This is a genomic window from Pseudomonas sp. GD04015 (assembly GCF_029837675.1).
Taxonomy (GTDB): domain Bacteria; phylum Pseudomonadota; class Gammaproteobacteria; order Pseudomonadales; family Pseudomonadaceae; genus Aquipseudomonas; species Aquipseudomonas paralcaligenes.
This window is the reverse complement of record NZ_JAOEEE010000006.1, coordinates 187,834-207,397: the sequence shown is the minus strand read 5'-3', so window position 1 is coordinate 207,397 and position 19,564 is coordinate 187,834. Positions and strand designations below refer to the sequence as shown.

30 protein-coding genes and 1 tRNA gene are annotated in these 19,564 nt (G+C 64.7%); 4 read left to right on the top strand and 27 right to left on the bottom strand.

Going from position 1 to position 19,564, the window contains the following annotated elements:
- Positions 1–8: 8 nt before the first annotated feature.
- On the top strand, positions 9–1,193 hold the full coding sequence (rssB, locus tag N7640_RS07730; RefSeq protein WP_279902517.1) for a two-component system response regulator RssB: 1,185 nt from the start codon (positions 9–11) through the stop codon (positions 1,191–1,193).
- The gene (gene rssC, locus N7640_RS07725; RefSeq protein WP_220814202.1) at positions 1,190–1,684 is read left to right on the top strand and encodes an anti-sigma factor antagonist RssC; all 495 of its coding nucleotides are present in this window, start codon (positions 1,190–1,192) and stop codon (positions 1,682–1,684) included. The genes rssB and rssC overlap by 4 nt, the downstream gene beginning before the upstream one ends.
- 63 nt (positions 1,685–1,747) lie before the next feature.
- On the opposite strand, the gene tal is transcribed toward rssC, so the two are convergent.
- Together tal and dusA are read right to left on the bottom strand one after the other, a co-directional pair.
- Entirely contained in the window at positions 1,748–2,671 is a 924-nt protein-coding gene (gene tal / locus N7640_RS07720; protein WP_279902516.1) for a transaldolase, read from the bottom strand.
- A 76-nt stretch (positions 2,672–2,747) separates the two neighbouring features.
- Positions 2,748–3,740 (bottom strand): tRNA dihydrouridine(20/20a) synthase DusA, encoded by a 993-nt coding sequence (dusA, locus tag N7640_RS07715; RefSeq protein ID WP_279902515.1) that lies wholly within the window; start codon positions 3,738–3,740, stop codon positions 2,748–2,750.
- A gap of 132 nt (positions 3,741–3,872) precedes the next feature.
- Here dusA and N7640_RS07710 point away from each other — a divergent pair, with 132 nt between their 5' ends.
- On the top strand, positions 3,873–4,175 hold the full coding sequence (locus N7640_RS07710) for a DUF2388 domain-containing protein (RefSeq protein WP_279902514.1): 303 nt from the start codon (positions 3,873–3,875) through the stop codon (positions 4,173–4,175).
- A gap of 42 nt (positions 4,176–4,217) precedes the next feature.
- Here the strand turns inward: N7640_RS07710 and N7640_RS07705 are convergent, their stop codons facing one another.
- Positions 4,218–5,501, bottom strand: coding sequence for an FAD-binding oxidoreductase (locus N7640_RS07705; RefSeq protein WP_279902513.1), 1,284 nt, complete (start codon positions 5,499–5,501; stop codon positions 4,218–4,220).
- 185 nt (positions 5,502–5,686) lie between these two features.
- Between N7640_RS07705 and N7640_RS07700 the strand changes: the two genes are divergently transcribed.
- Positions 5,687–5,763, top strand: a tRNA-Val gene (locus tag N7640_RS07700).
- 101 nt (positions 5,764–5,864) lie between these two features.
- Here the strand turns inward: N7640_RS07700 and N7640_RS07695 are convergent.
- The 24 genes from N7640_RS07695 to N7640_RS07580 all read right to left on the bottom strand — a co-directional run bounded on the left by N7640_RS07695 (position 5,865) and on the right by N7640_RS07580 (position 19,559).
- A complete protein-coding gene (locus tag N7640_RS07695; RefSeq protein ID WP_279902512.1) occupies positions 5,865–7,007 on the bottom strand; it encodes a tyrosine-type recombinase/integrase in 1,143 nt (380 codons plus the stop codon).
- Positions 7,008–7,010: 3 nt separating this feature from the next.
- The gene (locus N7640_RS07690; RefSeq protein ID WP_279902511.1) at positions 7,011–7,241 is read right to left on the bottom strand and encodes a hypothetical protein; all 231 of its coding nucleotides are present in this window, start codon (positions 7,239–7,241) and stop codon (positions 7,011–7,013) included.
- Positions 7,242–7,384: 143 nt separating this feature from the next.
- On the bottom strand, positions 7,385–7,888 hold the full coding sequence (locus tag N7640_RS07685; RefSeq protein WP_279902510.1) for a hypothetical protein: 504 nt from the start codon (positions 7,886–7,888) through the stop codon (positions 7,385–7,387).
- On the bottom strand, positions 7,885–8,238 hold the full coding sequence (locus tag N7640_RS07680; RefSeq protein ID WP_279902509.1) for a hypothetical protein: 354 nt from the start codon (positions 8,236–8,238) through the stop codon (positions 7,885–7,887). Before N7640_RS07680 ends, N7640_RS07685 begins: the two co-directional genes overlap by 4 nt.
- Positions 8,239–8,240: 2 nt before the next feature.
- On the bottom strand, positions 8,241–8,432 hold the full coding sequence (locus tag N7640_RS07675) for a hypothetical protein (RefSeq protein ID WP_279902508.1): 192 nt from the start codon (positions 8,430–8,432) through the stop codon (positions 8,241–8,243).
- Positions 8,429–9,070, bottom strand: coding sequence for a hypothetical protein (locus tag N7640_RS07670; protein ID WP_279902507.1), 642 nt, complete (start codon positions 9,068–9,070; stop codon positions 8,429–8,431). The genes N7640_RS07675 and N7640_RS07670 overlap by 4 nt, the downstream gene beginning before the upstream one ends.
- Before the next feature lie 211 nt (positions 9,071–9,281).
- The gene (locus tag N7640_RS07665; RefSeq protein ID WP_279902506.1) at positions 9,282–9,617 is read right to left on the bottom strand and encodes a hypothetical protein; all 336 of its coding nucleotides are present in this window, start codon (positions 9,615–9,617) and stop codon (positions 9,282–9,284) included.
- A complete protein-coding gene (locus N7640_RS07660; RefSeq protein ID WP_279902505.1) occupies positions 9,610–10,476 on the bottom strand; it encodes a DUF4406 domain-containing protein in 867 nt (288 codons plus the stop codon). The genes N7640_RS07665 and N7640_RS07660 overlap by 8 nt, the downstream gene beginning before the upstream one ends.
- Positions 10,477–10,551: 75 nt before the next feature.
- Positions 10,552–10,839 carry a hypothetical protein gene (locus N7640_RS07655; RefSeq protein WP_279902504.1) on the bottom strand — a complete coding sequence of 96 codons (288 nt, stop codon included), beginning with the start codon at positions 10,837–10,839 and terminating at the stop codon, positions 10,552–10,554.
- Between the two features lie 2 nt (positions 10,840–10,841).
- Positions 10,842–11,795, bottom strand: a complete 954-nt coding sequence (locus tag N7640_RS07650) for a hypothetical protein (protein WP_279902503.1) — start codon at positions 11,793–11,795, stop codon at positions 10,842–10,844.
- A gap of 310 nt (positions 11,796–12,105) precedes the next feature.
- The gene (locus tag N7640_RS07645; protein ID WP_279902502.1) at positions 12,106–12,477 is read right to left on the bottom strand and encodes a hypothetical protein; all 372 of its coding nucleotides are present in this window, start codon (positions 12,475–12,477) and stop codon (positions 12,106–12,108) included.
- 421 nt (positions 12,478–12,898) lie between these two features.
- Positions 12,899–13,273, bottom strand: a complete 375-nt coding sequence (locus tag N7640_RS07640) for a hypothetical protein (RefSeq protein ID WP_279902501.1) — start codon at positions 13,271–13,273, stop codon at positions 12,899–12,901.
- The gene (locus tag N7640_RS07635) at positions 13,270–14,493 is read right to left on the bottom strand and encodes a site-specific DNA-methyltransferase (RefSeq protein ID WP_279902500.1); all 1,224 of its coding nucleotides are present in this window, start codon (positions 14,491–14,493) and stop codon (positions 13,270–13,272) included. Before N7640_RS07635 ends, N7640_RS07640 begins: the two co-directional genes overlap by 4 nt.
- A 125-nt stretch (positions 14,494–14,618) precedes the next feature.
- Positions 14,619–14,864: a hypothetical protein gene (locus N7640_RS07630; RefSeq protein WP_279902499.1), complete on the bottom strand. Its 246-nt coding sequence runs from the start codon at positions 14,862–14,864 to the stop codon at positions 14,619–14,621.
- Entirely contained in the window at positions 14,857–15,222 is a 366-nt protein-coding gene (locus N7640_RS07625) for a hypothetical protein (protein ID WP_279902498.1), read from the bottom strand. The genes N7640_RS07630 and N7640_RS07625 overlap by 8 nt, the downstream gene beginning before the upstream one ends.
- On the bottom strand, positions 15,219–15,863 hold the full coding sequence (locus N7640_RS07620) for a lambda exonuclease family protein (RefSeq protein ID WP_279902497.1): 645 nt from the start codon (positions 15,861–15,863) through the stop codon (positions 15,219–15,221). The genes N7640_RS07625 and N7640_RS07620 overlap by 4 nt, the downstream gene beginning before the upstream one ends.
- Complete coding sequence (locus tag N7640_RS07615; protein ID WP_279902496.1) at positions 15,860–16,780, bottom strand: recombinase RecT; 921 nt, start codon at positions 16,778–16,780, stop codon at positions 15,860–15,862. Before N7640_RS07615 ends, N7640_RS07620 begins: the two co-directional genes overlap by 4 nt.
- Before the next feature lie 7 nt (positions 16,781–16,787).
- Positions 16,788–17,855 (bottom strand): hypothetical protein, encoded by a 1,068-nt coding sequence (locus N7640_RS07610; protein ID WP_279902495.1) that lies wholly within the window; start codon positions 17,853–17,855, stop codon positions 16,788–16,790.
- Between the two features lie 144 nt (positions 17,856–17,999).
- Entirely contained in the window at positions 18,000–18,281 is a 282-nt protein-coding gene (locus N7640_RS07605) for a hypothetical protein (protein ID WP_279902494.1), read from the bottom strand.
- On the bottom strand, positions 18,268–18,399 hold the full coding sequence (locus N7640_RS07600) for a hypothetical protein (protein WP_279902493.1): 132 nt from the start codon (positions 18,397–18,399) through the stop codon (positions 18,268–18,270). Before N7640_RS07600 ends, N7640_RS07605 begins: the two co-directional genes overlap by 14 nt.
- The gene (locus N7640_RS07595; RefSeq protein WP_279902492.1) at positions 18,396–18,695 is read right to left on the bottom strand and encodes a hypothetical protein; all 300 of its coding nucleotides are present in this window, start codon (positions 18,693–18,695) and stop codon (positions 18,396–18,398) included. The genes N7640_RS07600 and N7640_RS07595 overlap by 4 nt, the downstream gene beginning before the upstream one ends.
- Positions 18,692–19,021: a hypothetical protein gene (locus tag N7640_RS07590; RefSeq protein ID WP_279902491.1), complete on the bottom strand. Its 330-nt coding sequence runs from the start codon at positions 19,019–19,021 to the stop codon at positions 18,692–18,694. Before N7640_RS07590 ends, N7640_RS07595 begins: the two co-directional genes overlap by 4 nt.
- Positions 19,018–19,257, bottom strand: a complete 240-nt coding sequence (locus N7640_RS07585; RefSeq protein WP_279902490.1) for a hypothetical protein — start codon at positions 19,255–19,257, stop codon at positions 19,018–19,020. The genes N7640_RS07590 and N7640_RS07585 overlap by 4 nt, the downstream gene beginning before the upstream one ends.
- Positions 19,254–19,559, bottom strand: a complete 306-nt coding sequence (locus N7640_RS07580; RefSeq protein WP_279902489.1) for a hypothetical protein — start codon at positions 19,557–19,559, stop codon at positions 19,254–19,256. Before N7640_RS07580 ends, N7640_RS07585 begins: the two co-directional genes overlap by 4 nt.
- Positions 19,560–19,564: the final 5 nt, after the last annotated feature.

Sequence of the window (19,564 nt, the reverse complement as noted above, 5' to 3'; positions counted from 1 at the left end):
GATGGCCCATGCATAAAACCAGCGCCAAGCTGCTGATTATCGATGATGACGAGGTGGTGCGTGCGAGCCTCGCGGCCTACCTCGACGACAGCGGTTTCCAGGTCCTGCAGGCCGGGAACGGATTGCACGGGCTGGAGGTGTTCGAGCGCGAGCGGCCCGAGGTGATCATCTGCGATCTGCGCATGCCGCAGATCGACGGCCTCGAGCTGATCCGCCGGATCAACGCGCTCAACAGCGAAGTCCCGGTCATCGTCGTGTCCGGCGCCGGGGTGATGAGCGATGCGGTCGAGGCCCTGCGCCTGGGCGCCGCTGACTACCTGATCAAGCCGCTGGAAGACCTGGCCGTGCTGGAGCACTCGGTGCGCCGCGCCCTGGATCGCTCCCACCTGCGCCTGGAAAACCAGCGCTACCGCGAGAAGCTGGAAACCGCCAACCGCGAGCTGCAGGCCAGCCTGCACCTGCTGCAGGAAGACCAGAACGCCGGGCGCCAGGTGCAGATGAACATGCTGCCGAACACGCCCTGGCAGGCCGACAGCCTGGAGTTCGCCCACCAGATCATTCCCTCTCTCTATCTGTCCGGCGATTTCGTCGACTATTTCCGGGTAGACGAGCGGCGGGTGGCCTTCTATCTGGCCGATGTCTCGGGGCACGGCGCCTCGTCGGCGTTCGTCACCGTGCTGCTCAAGTTCATGACCACGCGCCTGCTCTACGAGTGGCGGCGCAATGGCGTGCTGCCCGAGTTCAAGCCGTCCGACGTGCTCGCCCACATCAACCGTGGTCTGCTCAACTGTAAGCTAGGCAAGCACGTGACCATGCTGGGTGGCGTGATCGACGAGGAGACCGGCCAGTTGACCTACAGCGTCGGCGGCCACCTGCCGCTGCCGGTGCTGTTCAGCGAGGGCAAGGCGAGCTACCTGGAAGGCCGCGGCCTGCCGGTCGGTTTGTTCGAGGACGCCAGCTACGGCGACTTGGCCGTGCAGCTGCCGCAGTCCTTCAGCCTGAGCCTGATGTCCGACGGTATTCTGGACCTTTTGCCCGGCGACACGCTCAAAGACAAGGAGGCCGCGCTCCCCAGGCTGGTGAGCGAGGCCGGAGGCACCCTCGACGGGCTGCGCCAGGTCTTCGGTCTGGCCAATCTGCGCGATATGCCGGATGATATTGCCTTGCTGGTGTTGAGCAGGAACCTTGCATGAACCCTGGGAATAGCCCCGGTAGGATCCAGTTCGCCGAGCAGGATGGAACCTTCGTCCTGAAGTTCGTCGGCGAAGTCCGCCTGACCTTGTGTTCGGCACTGGATTCAACGATCGAGAAGATTTTCACGGCGCTGAATTTTTCGGCGATCGTCATCGACCTGACGGAAACCCGCAGCATCGATAGCACCACCCTTGGCCTGCTGGCCAAGCTGTCTATCCTGTCCCGGCAGAAGATCGGCCTGTTGCCCACCGTGGTCACCACCCACGAGGACATCACGCGCCTGCTGCAGTCCATGGGCTTCGATCAGGTGTTCAACATCGTCGACCGGCCGATTCCTTGTCCGGAATGCCTGAGCGACCTGCCGTCCCAGGATCAGTCGGAAGAGGTGGTCAAGGCCAAGGTGCTGGAAGCGCACCGCATCCTCATGGGGCTCAACGAGTCCAACCGCGAGGCCTTTCACGACCTGGTGAGCGCGCTGGAGCGCAGCTAGCCGTCATCGATATGAAAAGGGGCGATGTCCGCACGGACATCGCCCCTTTTGTTTTCTCCGGAATCAGCGGCGTGCGGCCAGCAGGGCCTCCAGCTTCTCCTGGTCGCGGGCGAACAGGCGGATGCCTTCCGCCAGCTTCTCGGTGGCCATGGCGTCCTCGTTCATGGCCCAGCGGAAAGCGCTCTCGTCCAGTGCCTGGCGGGGCTCGCCCGTGCTCGCCGTGAGCACGCGCGGCAACTCGCCCTGGTCGTCGGCCAGTTGCTGCAGCAGCTCGGGGCTGATGGTCAGGCGGTCGCAACCAGCGAGCTGCTCGATCTGGCCGAGGTTGCGGAAGCTGGCGCCCATGACCACCGTGGAGTAGCCGTTGGCCTTGTAGTACTGGTAGATGCGTGAAACGGACTTCACGCCCGGGTCTTCTGCGCCGACGAAGTCGCGGCCCTCGGCCTTCTTGTACCAGTCGTAGATACGCCCGACGAAGGGCGAGATGAGGAACACGCCGGCATCGGCGCAGGCCACGGCCTGGGCGAAGGAGAACAGCAGCGTCAGGTTGGTCTGGATGCCGGCCTTTTCCAGGCGCTCGGCGGCGCGGATGCCTTCCCAGGTGGAGGCGATCTTGATCAGCACGCGGTCGCGGCCGACGCCGGCCTGCTCGTAGAGACCGATGATGCGCTCAGCGCGGGCCAGGGTGGCCTCGGTGTCGAACGAAAGACGGGCATCCACCTCGGTGGAAATGCGCCCGGGAATCACGTTGAGGATCTCCTGGCCGACGGCCACGCCGAAGCGGTCACAGGCGAGCCCCAGGTCGCCGGCACAGGCACTCACGGCGCGGTCCAGCAGCTCGGCGTAACGGGGCAGGGCGGCGGCCTTGAGCAGCAGCGAGGGATTGGTGGTGGCGTCCACCGGCTTGAGCCGGCTGATGGCGTCGAGGTCGCCGGTGTCGGCGACCACGGTGGTGAACTGCTTGAGTTGGTCCAGCTTGGAGGTCATGACGAAGCCCTGTCTTTGCGATGACCTCGACCTTACCCGAGCCCCGAGGGGCGCTTCAACGTCTGGCTCGGGCTTTTCAGCGACCGGCGAGCAGCTCGATGGCCTGGTCGAGCAGCGCCAGGGGCTCGCGGGTCTTGTGCACATCCACCGAGAGCAGCTGGCGGAAGCGGCGCGCGCCCGGGAAGCCCTGGGCTAGCCCTAGAACGTGACGGGTGATGTGGTGCATGGCGCCGCCTTCGGCAAGGTGCGCCTCGATGTAGGGGCGCAGGCGCGTCAGGGTCTCAGCCCGGCCGATCACGGGCTTGTCGAGGCCGAACAGCGCCTGGTCGACCTGGGCCAGCAGGTAGGGGTTGTGATACGCCTCGCGCCCCAGCATCACGCCGTCGAAGGTCTGCAGGTGATGCTGGCATTCCTCGAGCGTCTTGATGCCGCCGTTGAGGATGATCTCCAGCTCCGGGAAGTCCTGCTTCAACTGCGCCGCCACCTCGTAGCGCAGCGGCGGAACCTCGCGGTTCTCCTTCGGCGACAGGCCCTCAAGGATGGCAATGCGCGCATGCACGGTGAAGCTGGTACAGCCGGCATCGCGCACGGTGCCGACGAAGTCGCACAGCTCGGCGTAGCTGTCGCGGCCGTTGATGCCGATGCGGTGCTTGACCGTCACCGGTATGGTCACGGCGTCGCGCATGGCCTTCACGCAATCGGCCACCAGCTGCGGATGGCCCATCAGGCAGGCGCCGATCATGTTGTTCTGCACCCGGTCGCTGGGGCAGCCGACGTTCAGATTGACCTCGTCATAGCCATGCGCCTCCGCCATCCGCGCACAGGCGGCCAGGTCCGCCGGATCGCTGCCGCCCAGCTGCAGGGCGAGCGGGTGCTCGCAGTCGTGATAGCGCAGGAAGCGCTGCGCATCGCCATGCAGCAGAGCGCCGGTGGTGACCATCTCGGTATACAGCAGTGCCTGGCTGGACAGCTGGCGCAGGAAGAAACGGCAGTGGCGGTCGGTCCAGTCCATCATCGGCGCCACGGAGAAACGGCGGGAGAGGGCTGGGCGAGGGGAAGAATTCTGCATGGAGGAGCCGGAAAATACTGGAGCGGGACGCGGCCGGGCATTCTACCTCAGCGAGGGTGGCTGCTATACCTTCAACGAGGCTACGGGTAATCTCCCCGACCGAAATCAGTCCGCAATACAGGAGCTTGCATCATGCATGGCAAATATTGGCTAGCGGCGCTGGCCCTCGGGGTCAGCCTGTCGGCGAACGCGAGCAGTTTCGTCGTGACTACCGACGCGATGGTCAACACGGTGGATGGCATCAGCGATGTCACCTCGTCGGCCTTCGACGACAAGGTGGTGCGCGAGGCCAGGGACGATGCGGCCAGTTTCATCGCCAGCCAGGGCGATATCCGTGGCGCACGTCTGGAGGCAGCCTTGCGGCATGTCCGCGACCGCCTGCCGGAGCTGCAGACGAGTGACCTCGAACTGGCGCAGGCCATACTCGTCCTGTAAGCAGAAACGGCGCCTGATGGCGCCGTTTCCCTTTCGGATCGTCTACACGCCCAGCTTGTCGCGCAGGCTGTAGTACCAGGCGCCCAGTGCGGTGAAAGGCACGCGGAACAGGCGACCGCCCGGGAAGGGGTAGTGCGGCAGGTTGGCGAAAGCGTCGAAGCGCTCGGCCTGGCCGCGCAGGGCTTCCGCCAGCGCCTTGCCGGCCACGTGGGTGTAGGTGACGCCGTGGCCGCTGCAGCCCTGGGAGTAGTAGATGTTGTCGCCGATGCGGCCGACCTGGGGCAGACGCGACAAGGTCAGCAGGAAGTTGCCGGTCCAGGCGAAGTCGATCTTCACATCCTTCAACTGCGGGAAGGTCTTGAGCATCTTCGGCCGGATGATCGCCTCGACGTCCGCCGGATCGCGGGCACCGTAGATCACGCCGCCGCCGTAGATCAGGCGCTTGTCGCCAGAGAGACGGTAGTAGTCCAGCAGGTAGTTGCAGTCCTCGACGCAGTAGTCCTGCGGCAGCAGGCTGCGCGCCAGCTCGTCGGACAGCGGCTCGGTGGTGATCACCTGGGTGCCGCAGGGCATGGATTTGGACGCCAGCTCCGGCAGCAGGTTGCCCAGGTAGGCGTTGCCGGCGACCACCACGAACTTGGCCTTCACTCGGCCGCCGGGGGTGTGCACCACCGGGTTGGCGCCACGCTCGATGCGGATCGCCGGGCTCTGCTCGTGGATGACGCCGCCCAGCGATTCGACAGCGGCGGCTTCGCCCAGCGCGAGGTTGAGCGGATGGATGTGGCCGCCGCTCATGTCGAGCATGCCGCCGACATAACTGTCGGTATCCACCACCTCGCGGATGCGCTTGGCGTCGAGAAGCTCAAGCTGGGTGTGGCCGTAGCGCTCCCACAGCTTCTTCTGCGATTCCAGGTGTTTCATGTGCTTGGGTGTGTTGGCAGCGAACACGCCGCCGTCCTTCAGGTCGCACTGGATGCCGTACTGGGCGATGCGCTCGCGGATGATGCGACCGCCTTCGAAAGCCATCTGTCCGAGCAGCTGCGCCTGCTTGGCCCCGACGGTGCGCTCGATCACGTCGATGTCGCGGCTGTAGCTGTTGACGATCTGGCCACCGTTACGGCCAGAGGCGCCGAATCCGACCTTGGCCGCCTCGACGATGGTCACCTTGAAACCGTTCTCCAGCAGGAACAGGGCGGTGGAGAGACCGGTGTAGCCGGCGCCGATGACGCAGACATCGGTCTCGGTCTCGCCCTGCAGGGCCGGGCGCTCCGGCACCGGGTTGGCCGAGGCTGCGTAGTAGGACTGGGGGTAGGGGGTGTGCGTCATATTTTAACCTGCGTTTCTTATTTTTTACGGAATGAGCCGATGCTACCCGACTGGAAATGAGCCGGCTAGCCTCTGTGCAAAATTCTCAACGCAGCTCTGTGCAGCAAAAAATCCACTTTTTCAGTGGCTTAGCGAAAAAAGGTGTTGACACCCCGGCGAATCTCCCTAAAATGCGCCTCCATTGCAGGCACATAGCTCAGTTGGTTAGAGCACCACCTTGACATGGTGGGGGTCGTTGGTTCGAGTCCAATTGTGCCTACCAAACAAACCCGCGTAGCGCGGGGCTTAGAGGGCGATCCGAAAGGGTCGCCCTTTTTGCTTTGGGCAAACATTGGGCAATGGCTGGGCAATCGAAATGCCGTGCTACAGCTTCAGCCCGGCCTGAACCTGGGTGTATTGGACCTGAATTTCTTCATGGCCGGATTGGTAATACGCGGTCATTTCCTCGGTCGCATGCCCCATCAGCGCCTGCACATACTCGACCGGGAATCCTTGCTGCTCGTAGAGCCAGGCGCCCAGCGCCCGCAGTTCGTGCATGGTCGGTCGCGCCTTCGGATTCTCGATGTGATCATAGGCCCTGGCCGCGTCCCGCGCTTTCCGAAACTCCTTCGTCAAGTAGTCCTCGGTGATCGCGGACCAATGCACCTTCGCCTCGAGCTGTTCCCGCCGACGAGCGCGCGGCCGGTAGCGGAGCAGAGTGGGGCCGGCAATAGGATCAGCCAGGCACTCCTGCACTACGGCGCGCAGGTCAGGGCCCATCTCGATTTCGAGGTGGATGGGGATGTCGTAGTTCTCGGCCTTCCCCTGGGAGATTCGGATCGTGTTCGCCGCCATGTCCACAGCGGTACGCTCCCAGATCACCAGGTCCTCGCGCCGCTGCAGGCTCAGCAGCGCCAGGCGGATAGCGCGTCGCAGCCAATCCGGGGTGGTAGAGGCGGCCAGGATGGTCTGTACGCCCTCCAGGGTGTGCCGCTGACGCACTTTCTCCGCTTCCTCCTTCACCAGGGTTAGCTCGGCGCAGTTGCGCTCTGCCAGGCCCTTGGCCACCGCGAACGCGAAAATCTTCACCCATAGGCCGCGGTGCTTGGTGTAGGCGTTGTTGCTGTACTGGTCGAGATATTCGGCCATCTCCAGCACGCCGAGCTGCCCGAACATCCGCTTGCCGAGGTCAGCCCTGTACCGCTCCAGCTTGATAAGGATCTCGTCCAGGGTGCTCGCAGCGTAGGTCTTCGTCGGCAGCCACTCGTTCTCGAAGCGCCCGATCACATGCTCAACGGTCGGTGCTTCTTCACCGGTCAGCAGCGATAGCAGCTTGCCGTCGTCCGCCATCAGCGGCAACAGCTTGGCGTTGGCGGCCTTCGCCAGCCGGATCGCTTCGGCCAGCGGTTTGTTGATGCTGGTCTTCTTTCCGGTGATGGGGTTTCGGTACTGCCAGTATTTCCCGTTCGGATACAGATTGTCCGGTAGGTTCCGGTTCTTGGCGTCGCGCCTGCGCGGTGGTGCCATTGGTCAAATCTCCAACATCTTGGCCAGCAGAGGGTCGTCCGATCCGGCCAGTTCGGCGTTCAGGTCTACGAAGTAGAGCCCGCCCTTCACCTCACCCACGATTTCTCCCTCTTCTATCCATTTTTTCAGCTGCTGCAGGCTGGGCTTACCCCCTGCGTAGCGTAGTTTGCGGTACTCGCTGGCCTCCATCAGGCGGGGCAGCTGTAGCGTCATCTGTGCGATTACCCTGGCCATAGCGGTCCTCCACGCCGGGTGACCGGCGCGCTTTGTGTTGGTGGTAGTTCAGTTGTCCGGGGTTGGTGGAGCGGGCGGCGTGCAGCGCGGGCAGGCGCAGCGGCAGATCCGGGCGCCGGTGCTCCGGCAGAATGTCGGGGCGTTCATGGCTGTTGTTTCATGGCCTTGCAGTGTCCGATGCAGGTCTTCGTGGGCTGCCCCAGGTCGTCCATCTCGGCGTGGCAGAAGAATTTCTTCCCCTGCTCCCGGCAGTAGGCGGCATCGTCGACGGTCGGGTGTGAGGTGTTCGCTGGCGTGCCGAGTCGGTAGGCGCAGCCGTGGCATGTGCCCTTCGGGTCGACCCCATCCGCGAGCTGCACGCCCATCAGCGCGCCGAACATGGTGGGCAGGTTGGCCTGCTCGGCGGTGTGCGGGTGCATGCCACCTTCGGTGACCAGAATCATCTCCACCATGGCTCGGCAGTTCTCGGCGACGGCGTTGGCCATGCCCAGTATCTGGACGAACAGGTCGAGCATCTGGTCGGCGGTGCGCTGGGTGCGCATCTTCTCCAGCACCTTGCGGCGTAGGTCGGCCGGCAGCAGGACGGCGCCGGCCAGTTCCTTGGCGTCGGCTGCGGTGATCGAGTAGTCGGTGGCGGGGCTGCTCATGGAGTCGGAGCCAGATTGTTCAGCAGCCCGCGCAGCTTGGGGTGCAGGGCCAAACAGTCATCGTTCGGGTCGATGATCTCGTTCCGCTCGTACATGATCACGTAGCACATGCCTCCGATAACCCGTCCTTGGAAGCTCGGCGCCTTGCGCAGCAGCTTCGCCAGGTGGTTGTAGAGGACCTGCAGGTGTTGGGTGTTGTCCGAGTCGAAGGTCTTGTCGCCTAGGAACTCGAATAGGTCGCACGGTGCGTCGGGAATCGACCAGGGACCGCCGAACCGGGCGTCGATAGTATCCAGCAGTTGCATCAGCTCGCCGGCGGCGTCGATGTCTTTCTCAGATGGTTTGGCCATTCTCATGGTCTGCTCCTAGTCGCCGCCCGCAGGCTGGCACCGTGGTTGGTCTGGCTGAACTCGGTGCAGATCACCACCACGTCCTGGCCGTCGCGGCGGTGCACCGGCATGGTTTCGAAGGGAAGGGCGCTGCAGTCGTCGTGCAGCCTGGCGCATGCGCGGCAGCGGCCGGCCTTGGGGTAGTAGTTGCTCATGGCGTCACCCGCTTGAACTCGACCGCCCAGCACCAGGGATTCGCGGCCCAGCTTCCGTCGCCGTTGATCGACTCCCACAGCGACGCGAAGCTCTCCCGTGGGTCATCAGCCAGGTGCTGGCTGTCCTCAACGTGGAACAGGCCGTCGCCGGCATGAGCGATCCCCTCGGCCAAGGCCTGCTCCTCGCTGATGTCTTGCAGGCGCTCGACCCGGACGCTGACGATCTCCAGCAGGATGCGGCTGTAGCGGCGATGGAGGTGGATGCTCGGCACCGAGCGCTCCGGCAGCAGGCCGTCGTAGCTGTATCCGGTCTGGGCTTTCACATCGTCGAAGAGCGAGCAGAGGTAGACCGTTTCTCCGAGCCGGCCGCCTGCGGCGTAGTAGTGGCCGTACTCGCAGTCGTAGTGCAGGCTCTCCCGCACCCACAGCCGGTCGCCTGGCTGGCCATAGGGGCAGAAGTATGTAGGACCGAAGGCCACCGGCAGTTCGCGATTCACCTTCTGCCACTGCGCGCGGGTCATCGTCTCGCCCAGGCGCTCCGGATCGATGCCCTTGACCACCCGCCGGGTGACGGTCTTCTGGCCGCTCAGGATGGCGCGGACCTTCGGGCCGCTGAACAGAATCGGGCGTTCTTTCACGATTGCACCTCGCTCGGCCAGCAGCGCGGCAGGCCGTTGTCGCTGATCAAGTGCGCCGGCAGGTCTTCCCGCATGCACATGGGCGGCTCTCCGCTGCTTCCGCATGTGGGGCACTCGGTATTTCCGCCCCAGCACACTGGGTGGGTGCGCATGTGGCCGCTCTTGCAGGTGTGGGTGCCCGGGTCGTATTGGCTGCAGGGGATGCGCTCCCTCATGGCATGGCCCTCCCGATCTCAGCAGCGGCGCGGACGATGGCGCGGCGGGCGCATGCGAGGTCTTCGCCGGAGTCCGGGTGGCACAGTTCCTCGGCAAGAATCCTCCGCCCACAGATCTTTACGGACGCCCCACCATGGCCGAGCGATAGATCAAACTGCAGATTCACCGCCAGCCGCAGCGCTTCGGAATCGCTGATAAGCGGGTTCCAGTAGTAGTCGAGCCCAGGGCGATAGATGCCGGTGTGGATGTGGATGCCGTTCTCGCTTTCGAAGTATTGCCCTTCGACGCCAGCAGCCTTGGCCGCCAGTTCCAGCAGTTCGCGATCAGTCATGGCTGCCGCCCTCGCTGTCGATGCCTGTCGGCGGCGCCACCTGCGCTGTGATCTGGTCCAGGCCGCGCGCTGCGCGCCACTCGCGCACCGAGCCGTCGCCGTCCAGCACGACCCGGGCAGCCATGACGGCGGTCTGCACGGCCTCCTTGCGCACGCAACTGGCCGGCTCGTCGAGCATGGCCTTGATCAGTTCGCCGAACTCTTCGGCCAGGGCGAGGCCCATGATGCGGTCACCGGGGAATTTCGCCCTGGCGCGCGTCAGTTCGGCGCGGACATCCTCGAGGAACACGTCGACGGGATCAGGCTTCGGCTCGGCCGCCAACTGCATCATGAGGAAGTCGGAGCCGTGCTCTATCAGGAGGTCGGCGGCGGGCTCGGCTCCGTGGGCGTAGCGGATCTTCATGCCCAGCGACTTGGCGATGTGCACTTCGAGCTTGGCGCCCTTGCTCTTCTGCCAGCCGGGCAGCAGGTGGATGGCTTCGCAGGTTGCCAGGCGCCAGATGTCGTAGCGCAGGTAGTCCCCCCACTCGGCACCGTCGACGTGACCGTGCTCCGCCGGGTTCTCGACGTGCCATCCAGCGCCGCGCAGGCGCTCTGCTTCGGCATTGAAGGCAGGGAAGTTGAAATCGGGGTAGCCGGTCATCGGCCCGGCAATGTAGATGCGGTCGGCGCGCTCGTCGGCCAGCGTTATCGTGCTGAGCGCCTGTAGTTTCGCAGCCAGGCGCTGGCACTCGTCGGCGAACTGCCGGTACTCGGCGCGCAGCTGGGCGAGCCAGGTGCTGCTGACCTGTTCGGTGCCTGCCGGCGTGCAGCCGCAGCGCTCGGGGTGAGCTTGGGGCTCGGGACATATCACGGACATAGGGAATCCTTACCGCCGGCGCTGCCGGCAGCTGGTGAATGGTGGTGGGGAATCAGGCCCTGGAGGGGCTGGAACTCAGGGCTGGCGTGGGCTGGACGGTGGTGGTGGCTGTTCGGCGCCGGTGGCGGGGTGCTGGCGTTCGTAGTGGCCGCGCCCTTCGCCGTGATTCGGATACCAGTTTCCGTACCAGCGCTGGTTGCGCCGGATGGGGCCGTATGCGGTTTCCCAGCGTTCTGAGCGACCCTGCGGTAGCACTTCCTGCTGGCATCGCGGGCAGCGGTTCTGGTCGTCACAAACAGCCACTTCGCAGCATGTGGTGAACATCGTGGAGTTGTTCGGAGAGCAGAGGAATACTGTGGCCATGATCACTCTCCCTCCTGCTGTTGAGCCCGGCGCTTCCAGATCGCTAGGTCTTCGCGGGCGCCTTGGTAGGCGTCGCCGAACTCGGCCTGCTGCTCTACAGGCTGCTGGGCACCGTTGATCGCGTCGAGTATCCGGCACTGCACCTTGGCCAAGAGCTGCGACGAACAGGAGACGGCCAGCTGGGCGCCGTACACCAGCCGCGTGATGTCGTTCGCCGCGTCGAGCGCGAGCTGGTCGCGGTCGGGGCGCTGGTAGTCGTAGGGGCGAGGAGAGGGTTGCTCTGGCGGCCTCGGCGGAATGCTGTCGGGCTGCACTGCAGGGGCGGCGGTGAGCATTTCCGCGTACACGTTCCGGACGGCGCGCCGTGCGGTGCGCTCTTGCGGAGTGCGGCTCAGGTTGCAGTCACAACGCAGTGACTCAGCTCCCTGTTCGATCATCGCCTCAGTCGGCTCCACCGGCACCAGTGCATATCCCTCCGGCACCGCTGGCGCCGCCCCGGCCGCGGGCCAGCGCTCGATGAACGCCGCGATGATGGTCCGGGCGTGCTCGCCGGTCCCGCCAGGCGTCAGCGCGCCCCGGGCGTCGAGGTTGAGCAGCGCCTGGGCGTTGCGGACGAGGGCTGCGTCGTCGCCCCGGAACGGGCCGACAGTGTACGTCGCATCAGCAGGCTGCGGGACGAGCGCACCGCGGAGGATGGCCACTACGCTGCGCGCCGACTCGGCATCGGCGCCGTCGGTGCCATCGTCGAACACGGCAGCTCGCTCGATGGCGAGGCCTGCTGCCGAGCGCAGCGCCTCCAACTGGGCGCGCAGGCCGTCGACGATGGACTGCATGTGGCCGGCGACAGCGGCGTCTTTGTCCAGCAGCTTCTGCTGGCGCTCCAGCATGTCGGCGGCTTCCTTGACGAACAGGTCGCCGTCCTCGCCGCGCAGAGCGGCGATCAGATCAGTGGGCATGTGGATACCTCGCCAGTGGCGTGAAGTAGGGGAGTTGGGGTAGGGTCAAGCTGACCAATCAGGTCGGCACCATGGAGGATTAGTGCATGAGTGGCAGGAGACATGAGCGCGAAGCAGGGTCTGTAAAGTTGAGCGCGATTGAGGCTGATGCAGGAGGCTGGGATATTGGGCCGCTGACGGTTTGCGGACGGCCAGTACCATCTCCTCGAAAGGGTGAGTTCGGTACGCCAGAGGAGGCCCTAGATGCGGCACTCGCCAGAGCGAAAGCCTTTGCAACCCAAGAGAATCTGGACCTCCGCCTAGGGGACGACTAGATCAACTCATTCAGCGTCGACCGCGGGCAAAGGGTCCAGGGCACCTGGACCTTCTCGTCCGACTCTTTGCAGTGCCAGGCCTGCTGATACATGCGGCCATCGACGAACTCGACGCCCTCGATGACGAAGGCCAGGGTGGCCATGCCCTCGATCCGCACGTCGTAGAGCGTGGGCAGGGTGGGTGGAGCTTCCGCGCCATGCTGTACCCGAGGCGCGCTGAATATCTCGGCGCACAAGCTCTCCCGGCCGAGCGGGCCGAACTTGTCGGTACGGATGTGGATGTCCGCGCGTATGCGCTGCAGGCCGTTCAGGGTCTTCCAGTCCCTGCGGATGCCCTGGCTGTAGATCGGGATGACTTCGAAGTGCATGGTTGCTTATACTGGTTGCATGTACAGTATTCTTGCAGCCTGCCCCACATGCGTCGAGGTGCGCTCGTCGCCTGCCGGTCCCGGTGAGCGTTGCCAGGGCCTACACTGCCGCCTCGCCTGCCTGGCCGGCAGCATCGGGCATGGAACGCCGGCCGGGCAGGGCGCCTCATGATCGGTTGCCCGGTCTGCTTCCAGCCCTGCGAGGACCTCCCCGCCCATGAAGGCGGCCGGGAGGTTGTCTGCCGCAGCTGCGGCCACTTCCGGGTCGACGCTGGGCTTCACGCTCGGCTCAAGAGCCACATGTTCCTCTACCGTGAAGCCAGCCGGCGCCTTGAGGAGCGCCGCCGGCACGCTGCCGTGCCGGTGCTCGGCCTGGGCGACGTGGACCTGCTGCAGAGCAGGTAGCTGGTCGCGTACCAGCTCATGCTGCGTCACCCCTGACCTGAGAGCAGGCGGAATGCTGCCGCAGCCACTCGTGGGTCTTGGCCATTTCCAATGGCGCGATTCCTGTCCATCCGATCGGCCATCCCATCAGGCTTTCCCAGAAATCCGGGTTCACATATAGCTTGCCGATGGGCGTTCCTCGCAATTTGTTCTTGCTGCCACCGACCTCTTGGAATGTCCCGCCCCAATCGGAAAACAGGTCGCGATAGGCATAGGTTTCAGGGCGCTCGCCGCCAGTGTCGGCGAACAGGATGGCGTCGACTGGCTCGCCGAGCCGGACCATTTCTACGAGCAGGGCGGTGCTGTTCGTGCCGGCGCCGTAGGCGACGACCACGGGGGAGCGGGCTGTCATGCTGCTGGCTCCTTCTGGGAGTCGGTGAAGATGTCGAGCTGGGCGTCACGCGCGGCCGCATCGGCGCCGCGCTGCTGCTCTGCGCGTGCGCGCTCGAGCGTTCGGCGCCACTCGAATTCGATGCGGGCCTCGGCGATGGCCAGGTACTCGGGCTCCAGCTCGATGCCGACGAACTCGAACCCTTCGCGCACGGCCGCTTTCCCGGTGCTTCCGCTGCCCATGAAAGGGTCCAGCACCACCCCTCCGGGCGGAGTCACCAGGCGGCACAGGTAGGCCATCAGATCGGTCGGCTTCACCGTGGGGTGGTTGTTCTGACTGGTCTTGTCGGTGCCTTCCGACTGGAAGCTGCCCGGGTTGGCTTCGCCGCTGGACCAGTTCAGCGGCTTGCGGGCCAGGTGCTCGCACCCTTCGTTGCGGTCGGTTCGGCTGGCTTTCGGGCAGTAGAAGAAGCGGGCGGCGCTGCCGCTGTCCCCCTGGAAGGTGCTTCCTTCCTCGTCGACGTTGCCAGCGAATGCACCATATGCGGTGCGTGTCTTGTCGCTATTGCGGCGGTGAACTGGTGCGACAGCGCCAGCCTCTGCCGGGAAGCCGGCGAGTACTTCGGCGCTGCCGTCGTGGATCAAGTTGGCGGGCCACCTGCCCAGCTCGCTTGGCTGGGCGACGGTGCCCGGTCCTCGCCGTTCGTCTTCGCTTCGCCGGGGCAGCCCACCTGCGCCAGTGTTCGGGGGCATGGGCTCTGCCGGCACTCGGCACGCATCTATGTTGACGGCGCCGACACCCCATCGGGCGATGTTCGCAGCGCCCGTCTTCTCGCTGAATGTCTTCTGCGCCATGGCGATTGGCTCGATAGCCGGCTTGAGCGACTGCAGGCCGTAGCGCCATCCCTCCATGCCGTCGAGCGGCACCCGCGTCGCCTTGGGGAAGCCCTGCCCGAACACCCAGGCAAGCATCGGGTGCAGCACGAACCCTGCGTCCTCGATCCGCGTGGCCAGGCGGTGGTAGGTGCGGGTGCCACCGAAGGCAAGTAAGTAGCCACCTGGCTTGAGAACCCGCAGGCACTCGGCCCAGACCTCAACCGCTGGCACGTCGCAGTCCCAGCGGTTGCCCATGAACGAGACCCCATACGGTGGGTCGGTCACGATGCTGTCGATGCTGTTGTCGTGGAAGGTGCGCAGCACCTCCAGGCAATCGCCGCGGTGCAGGGTGAAGGGCGGTGTCATGCGTACCTCAGAACAGGGCCAGCTGCACGCCCATGGCAGGCAGCGACGCTGCTGCTGGGCATCAGTGGGCGAAGGGCTTTTGGGGGGCAGTCGTGACAGGCTGGCGTGACAGTCACGCCGGGGAGTCACAGCGTGGTGAGTTCGGCCAGCGATTCGTCGTCGAGACGATGGGCGCCATGGATCAGGCGGGTGAGCAGATCCTGGGGCTCTTCGATGCTGAGCCGCTGCATGGTCTCGATGAGCTTGGCGTCGGTGGCCTTGTACAGGTCGAGCGTGATGCGACGGGAGAGGAGGAGGGCAAGGCGCTCCTCCTCTGACTTCTTGTCGCGCTCCCGCTGCTCGGCCTTGCGCTCCCTGGCGGACTTAGCCATCGCCTCCCTCCAGGAAGTCGTCAACGATGTCCTTGATAGTGCGCTGGATACCGCCGTAGAACTGGATGCCGTTGTCTTCGGCGAGCCGGGCGAGGCGCTTTCGATCCATCTTGAGTTCGCGCGCCGCTTCGGTGATGCCCATCGTCGGCGCGATTTCACGCAGCCGGGGCAGGGCCTGCTCGCGTTCCGCGCGGAAGCGGTCAGCGGCCGCGTTGCCGTGCCCGTTTCGGTTCTTCGCCCGTGCCTTGGCCTGAGCATGGGCGTATCGGCGGGGGAACTTCACCGGGTCGAGAGCTGCAGCGCAGCCGAGGGCGGCCTGTTGTTCGGCGTGACTGTGGAACCGGGGTGACTGGATCATGCTGCTTTCTCCCGAAGCCTCGCCTCGTACTGATCAACGAGGGTCTTGAAGCGCCACAGGTCTTCCTCCAGTGCCTCGATGTAGTCGTCATCGCGCTGGAACTCCCGCCACCAGAGCTGGCGGCCGACAGGCTCGAGGGCAGGGCAGTACATGCCGATGTGCGCCCACTTTCGGCCGGTGATCCAGAGCACGCCCTGCACCTGGTCCATGATCCCGCTGGGGTCATTGTCGATGTGAAATGCGCGCAGTTTCTCGGGAGCAAGGAAGCACTTGTACTCGCTGACGCCATCCTCACCGATCAGTCCGTCTGCGCTCGCCCCGAACACGCCATCGTCAGTGGTGACGAACCCGGCGCGCTGCACGAACAATCCGGTCTGGATCTCGTGCTCCATGCGGGCCTGCGGCTCCAACTCGTGGCCGCGACGCATCTGCCAGGTCTCGAATCCGCCATCCAGCGGCTCACCGCTGATGCGTTCGACAGCCAGGCGGAAGGCGTAGTCGAGAGCCGCGGAGGTAGGCTTGCCCTTGTTCGGACCGCTCTTCAGGGTGGCGCGGGCGTCTCCGAACATGCTGGCGGTTACGCAGCCCGCCCTGGCCTGATGCCACTCAACGCTACCCTGCTCGCAATTGATAAGTATCATGCTGTTTCACCCTCAAAGGTGTTTGCATCCTGCGCCTTGAAGTACTCGTTTCGCTTCTCGACGCACGCCTTGAATTTGCTGTAGGCGGCCATGTCGCCAGCCTTCTTGATTTCCGCCAGGCCCTGAGACCAGATCGTCTTCAGTGACTCAGCCGAAACCGACTCAATAGCCAGAGCGATCCACTTCTCGGCCAGGTCGCTGTCCTGCTGCTTGTTGAGCGACGCCAAGCCCTCGTTTCCCTCGGTGTTGAGGTAGTGAATGGCCTGCTCCAGGCGATCTGTTTTCGGCCAGTACTTGTAGGCCCGTTTAACGCATGTTTTTTTCGCCATCTCTCCCGGGTCGGTAACCCAGGGGCAGGACTTCTGCTTGCTCAGCCATGCCTTCCAGGCGCTGGAGCGATCGCGGATGCTGTTAACGTCAGCGATGCTCATCGTCTCGGTGAGGTAGTCGCCGTCGGCGGTCTTCACCACCACGTAAACGCCGATCACCTCGCCGCGATCATTCGAGAACGGCTTGTAGGAGTGCAGGGGAGCTTTGTCGAATCCGTTCAGGGCGAAGTTGTCTTCGCTATGCACCAACTCGGCCTGGGCCCAGCGAATGGCGCCGGTGGCCATGGCCAGATCCATCAGGCCGATGTAGCTGATGTCGAGGCAGATCTTCTTGTCGCGCGGCACCAGATAAGCCTGCTTCTTCGCAGGGTTGAGGCTGATGCCGATGGCGGCGACGTTGTTGATCGCATCGACCACTGACTGGCGGTTCGCCTTGGCGACGCTGATGCTGTAGTCGTTGGCGGCGATTGCCTGGATGGCGAAAGCCGCCTCGCGCTCGAAGTTGAGCGAACTGTCGGTCAGCACGCTGGCGAATGAATCTCGCGCGCCGTAGATATCCTGCTCAATGATTGCAATGTCGGTGGACATAGCGACCTCAATAGCTGATTGCGATGTGCGGAATGCGGCGCTGAGCAATCAGCGTCACCGCCTGCTTGGCGCATTCCTCTGTCATGCCTCCGGCGATGAATGCCGCCAGGGCTTCGTTGTTCACGGCCTTCTTGTGAGCGATGTCTGCTTCACGGGCGCGGGCTTCGCGCTCGATGCGTGCCTGCTCGTCTGCCTGGCGCTGGCGCTCTGCGGCGGCGGCCTGCTCGGCCTTTGCCTGAGCGTCACGCTCTGCCTGCTCGGCGCGGCGCTGTGCTTCCAGTTTTTCTCGCTCGGCCTGCTCGGCGGCCAGGCGTAACTCCAGCTCACGGCGCTCGGCGGCAGCGTTGGCTTCGGCTTCGCGTTTGGCGGCAGCATCGCGTTCGGCCTGGGCACGCTGCTCGGTTTCGATGCGGGCGCGTTCAGCCGCTTCCCGGGCGATGCGCGCCTCGCGATCCTTCTGCTCCTGCTCGGCCTGCTTGCGGCGCAGTTCGGCGAGTTCGGTCTGCTCAGCTTCGTACTGCTCGCGCTTGGCCAGAGCCTCGCGCAGGGTGGCTAGGCTGGCTGCCTTCACTCGGTGGGCCTCGGCCTCGAACTCTTCCCAGCTTTCACCGATATGAACCGCCTCGAGCTTCACAATCCAATCGGCAAGGCCAAGGGCGTTCATATCTGTCGCTACTACCGCAGCGCTGCGAAGCTCTTCGATGGCCGACTCATGCCCGGCCACCCGCGCCGCTTCGGCTTCCTCCCACTCCGTCAGTGGCCGGCGCACTTCGTCTTTCCAGCCGTCCAATAGATCGCGCATGCGCTTGCGCTCGGCGTCGATCTTCTTCGGCACCTCCTTCAGCTCCGCGACAAGGTCCTTGCCCACGTTGTCGAGGGCGGTTTTTGATCGGGCGACGCTGTGAGCTATTGAAGCGATGGCATCGCGACCCTTGCGGGTGGATACATCCGGCACGAAGCTGTCGATTTCGGCGCGAATCTTCGCCAGCCAGGGCTCAAGACCGCCCTCGGCGGAATAGACCTGAAGGGCGGTTTCCTTGGGGGGCACTGTGGCCAGTTGAGTTTCTGCGGGCATGACTGTCTCCTGCCACGCTGGTGCGGCGTGGCAATGGGCTACTTGGTGATGGTGCCGTCGATGGCCGGCAGGATGAGAACAAGCAGGAAGAGGGCGATGGCGGCGGCGCACTCTTTCCAGAATGCGATGCGTCGGGCGCGCTGCTCAGTCGTGGCCACGGATCACCTCCACGCCGATCAGCTTCAGCAGGTTGAACACGCCGCGGCCGGGTTTTCCGCCATCCCTCGGAATGAACTTGCCCGTGCCCGGCCAGAAGTCCACAACCTCGCCATCGTGACTCACCACGATATGTGCGCCGTTGTTCTTCACCAGGTGGGCGACACCGTGGCGGGAGAGGATTTCGGTGCTGTTTTCTCGGTTCGCCGCGCGGCGCTCCTGGCTCTCCGCGGACCAGCCGATTTCGGCGGCACGATCAACGTCTCGCATGGCGCACCTCCCGGAGACGCTTGCCCTTGTCCAGTACCTGCTCCAGCAGGTCGCGGTTCGTGTGAATGCCCAGGCTGGATAGCAGGCGCACTGCCTGGCGGATCTGGGCCGGGGTCATGGCTTCACCTTCAGGCCCGCGGCCTCGCAGAGTTCGATAACGTCGCTCACATACACGCGCTCGCTGCCAATGAAACCAGGGCGTGAACTGAGCCTCAGCGAAGACAGGCCGATCACCGCACTGTCCAGGGCGGCGTTCCAGAAGTGCCAGTAGGCGTCGATCGACGAATCGAGGTAGCCGTCATCCATGCGCGTCAGGCACTCGACACGGATCTCGACCTCGAGGAATCCGCTTTCCTTCATGCGCTCGATGACGGCGAGTTCGAAGCCGGCCCGGCGCTGTTCTTCGATGCTCATGGCTGCTCTCCCTGCCTGCGGTAGCCGGCGTCGTAGAGCGCCTCACAGGTTCCACGCCAATCTGGCCTAGTCATGGCAAAGCGGATCATGGTTTCTACAGCCTTCTCCCGCTCTTCCGCAGCGATCTGCTCGTCCGTCTTGCGCGGCCGAAGCGCAATGCCGGACGAGGTAAGCACCTTGTTCATGTGAATCCAGCAGACGGCCAGGTCGTCCTTGTGCGCGATCACCTCGCTCCGCTCCCAGGCGCCCAAGGCGCCATTCGTGCGGAACTCGCACACCGTGCCCACCGGCGGCAGGCCTTCTCCATTCCAAGCGGTGTCGCTCATGCTGGGCTCCCGATCAATGACTCGTTGCGGCGATAGCGCAGGATCTGCCTGCGCGTTGATGTGGCGATCTCGATGCGGCGCATCCAGTAGCCGAACTGCAGGTCGTCGATCAGCTCGGCGGCCAGGGCCATTTCGAGCATGCCGGCTGCCTTGGCGCTGTCCGGCGCTATCGACTGGCTGATGGCCCTGATCTGCTTCTCGATCAGGGCCAGGGCTTTCGCGGGAGCGCTGCTCATGCAGCACCCCGGTACAGGGCGTTCAGGTCGGCCATGTAGTCGTCATGGGCTTCGATCAGCCGCATGCGGCGCGCGGCTTCGAACTCGACGAACTCGTCTTCTTGCTGCTTTATCCGGCCGGCGATCTTCTCTAGGGCCAGCGCCTCGGCGGAGGTGTCCCCGGCGATGATGGCCGCGGCCAGGTCGCGCCGGTGGTCGGCGTCGAAGTTGTCGACGGCGTGTTCGGTGTACTGCTCGCGTGCATCTTCGTCGCCCTGATCGAGCGCGTAGCGCACCTGCTGCTTGAGTGCGTCGAAGGTCATTTGGC

Coding starts and splice junctions, on each gene's coding strand:
- rssB (WP_279902517.1), top strand. CDS start 9: ATGCATAAAACCAGCGCCAAGCTGCTGATTATCGATGATGACGAGGTG.
- rssC (WP_220814202.1), top strand. CDS start 1,190: ATGAACCCTGGGAATAGCCCCGGTAGGATCCAGTTCGCCGAGCAGGAT.
- tal (WP_279902516.1), bottom strand. CDS start 2,671: ATGACCTCCAAGCTGGACCAACTCAAGCAGTTCACCACCGTGGTCGCC.
- dusA (WP_279902515.1), bottom strand. CDS start 3,740: ATGCAGAATTCTTCCCCTCGCCCAGCCCTCTCCCGCCGTTTCTCCGTG.
- N7640_RS07710 (WP_279902514.1), top strand. CDS start 3,873: ATGCATGGCAAATATTGGCTAGCGGCGCTGGCCCTCGGGGTCAGCCTG.
- N7640_RS07705 (WP_279902513.1), bottom strand. CDS start 5,501: ATGACGCACACCCCCTACCCCCAGTCCTACTACGCAGCCTCGGCCAAC.
- N7640_RS07695 (WP_279902512.1), bottom strand. CDS start 7,007: ATGGCACCACCGCGCAGGCGCGACGCCAAGAACCGGAACCTACCGGAC.
- N7640_RS07690 (WP_279902511.1), bottom strand. CDS start 7,241: ATGGCCAGGGTAATCGCACAGATGACGCTACAGCTGCCCCGCCTGATG.
- N7640_RS07685 (WP_279902510.1), bottom strand. CDS start 7,888: ATGAGCAGCCCCGCCACCGACTACTCGATCACCGCAGCCGACGCCAAG.
- N7640_RS07680 (WP_279902509.1), bottom strand. CDS start 8,238: ATGGCCAAACCATCTGAGAAAGACATCGACGCCGCCGGCGAGCTGATG.
- N7640_RS07675 (WP_279902508.1), bottom strand. CDS start 8,432: ATGAGCAACTACTACCCCAAGGCCGGCCGCTGCCGCGCATGCGCCAGG.
- N7640_RS07665 (WP_279902506.1), bottom strand. CDS start 9,617: ATGACTGATCGCGAACTGCTGGAACTGGCGGCCAAGGCTGCTGGCGTC.
- N7640_RS07660 (WP_279902505.1), bottom strand. CDS start 10,476: ATGTCCGTGATATGTCCCGAGCCCCAAGCTCACCCCGAGCGCTGCGGC.
- N7640_RS07655 (WP_279902504.1), bottom strand. CDS start 10,839: ATGGCCACAGTATTCCTCTGCTCTCCGAACAACTCCACGATGTTCACC.
- N7640_RS07650 (WP_279902503.1), bottom strand. CDS start 11,795: ATGCCCACTGATCTGATCGCCGCTCTGCGCGGCGAGGACGGCGACCTG.
- N7640_RS07645 (WP_279902502.1), bottom strand. CDS start 12,477: ATGCACTTCGAAGTCATCCCGATCTACAGCCAGGGCATCCGCAGGGAC.
- N7640_RS07640 (WP_279902501.1), bottom strand. CDS start 13,273: ATGACAGCCCGCTCCCCCGTGGTCGTCGCCTACGGCGCCGGCACGAAC.
- N7640_RS07635 (WP_279902500.1), bottom strand. CDS start 14,493: ATGACACCGCCCTTCACCCTGCACCGCGGCGATTGCCTGGAGGTGCTG.
- N7640_RS07630 (WP_279902499.1), bottom strand. CDS start 14,864: ATGGCTAAGTCCGCCAGGGAGCGCAAGGCCGAGCAGCGGGAGCGCGAC.
- N7640_RS07625 (WP_279902498.1), bottom strand. CDS start 15,222: ATGATCCAGTCACCCCGGTTCCACAGTCACGCCGAACAACAGGCCGCC.
- N7640_RS07620 (WP_279902497.1), bottom strand. CDS start 15,863: ATGATACTTATCAATTGCGAGCAGGGTAGCGTTGAGTGGCATCAGGCC.
- N7640_RS07615 (WP_279902496.1), bottom strand. CDS start 16,780: ATGTCCACCGACATTGCAATCATTGAGCAGGATATCTACGGCGCGCGA.
- N7640_RS07610 (WP_279902495.1), bottom strand. CDS start 17,855: ATGCCCGCAGAAACTCAACTGGCCACAGTGCCCCCCAAGGAAACCGCC.
- N7640_RS07605 (WP_279902494.1), bottom strand. CDS start 18,281: ATGCGAGACGTTGATCGTGCCGCCGAAATCGGCTGGTCCGCGGAGAGC.
- N7640_RS07600 (WP_279902493.1), bottom strand. CDS start 18,399: ATGACCCCGGCCCAGATCCGCCAGGCAGTGCGCCTGCTATCCAGCCTG.
- N7640_RS07595 (WP_279902492.1), bottom strand. CDS start 18,695: ATGAGCATCGAAGAACAGCGCCGGGCCGGCTTCGAACTCGCCGTCATC.
- N7640_RS07590 (WP_279902491.1), bottom strand. CDS start 19,021: ATGAGCGACACCGCTTGGAATGGAGAAGGCCTGCCGCCGGTGGGCACG.
- N7640_RS07585 (WP_279902490.1), bottom strand. CDS start 19,257: ATGAGCAGCGCTCCCGCGAAAGCCCTGGCCCTGATCGAGAAGCAGATC.
- N7640_RS07580 (WP_279902489.1), bottom strand. CDS start 19,559: ATGACCTTCGACGCACTCAAGCAGCAGGTGCGCTACGCGCTCGATCAG.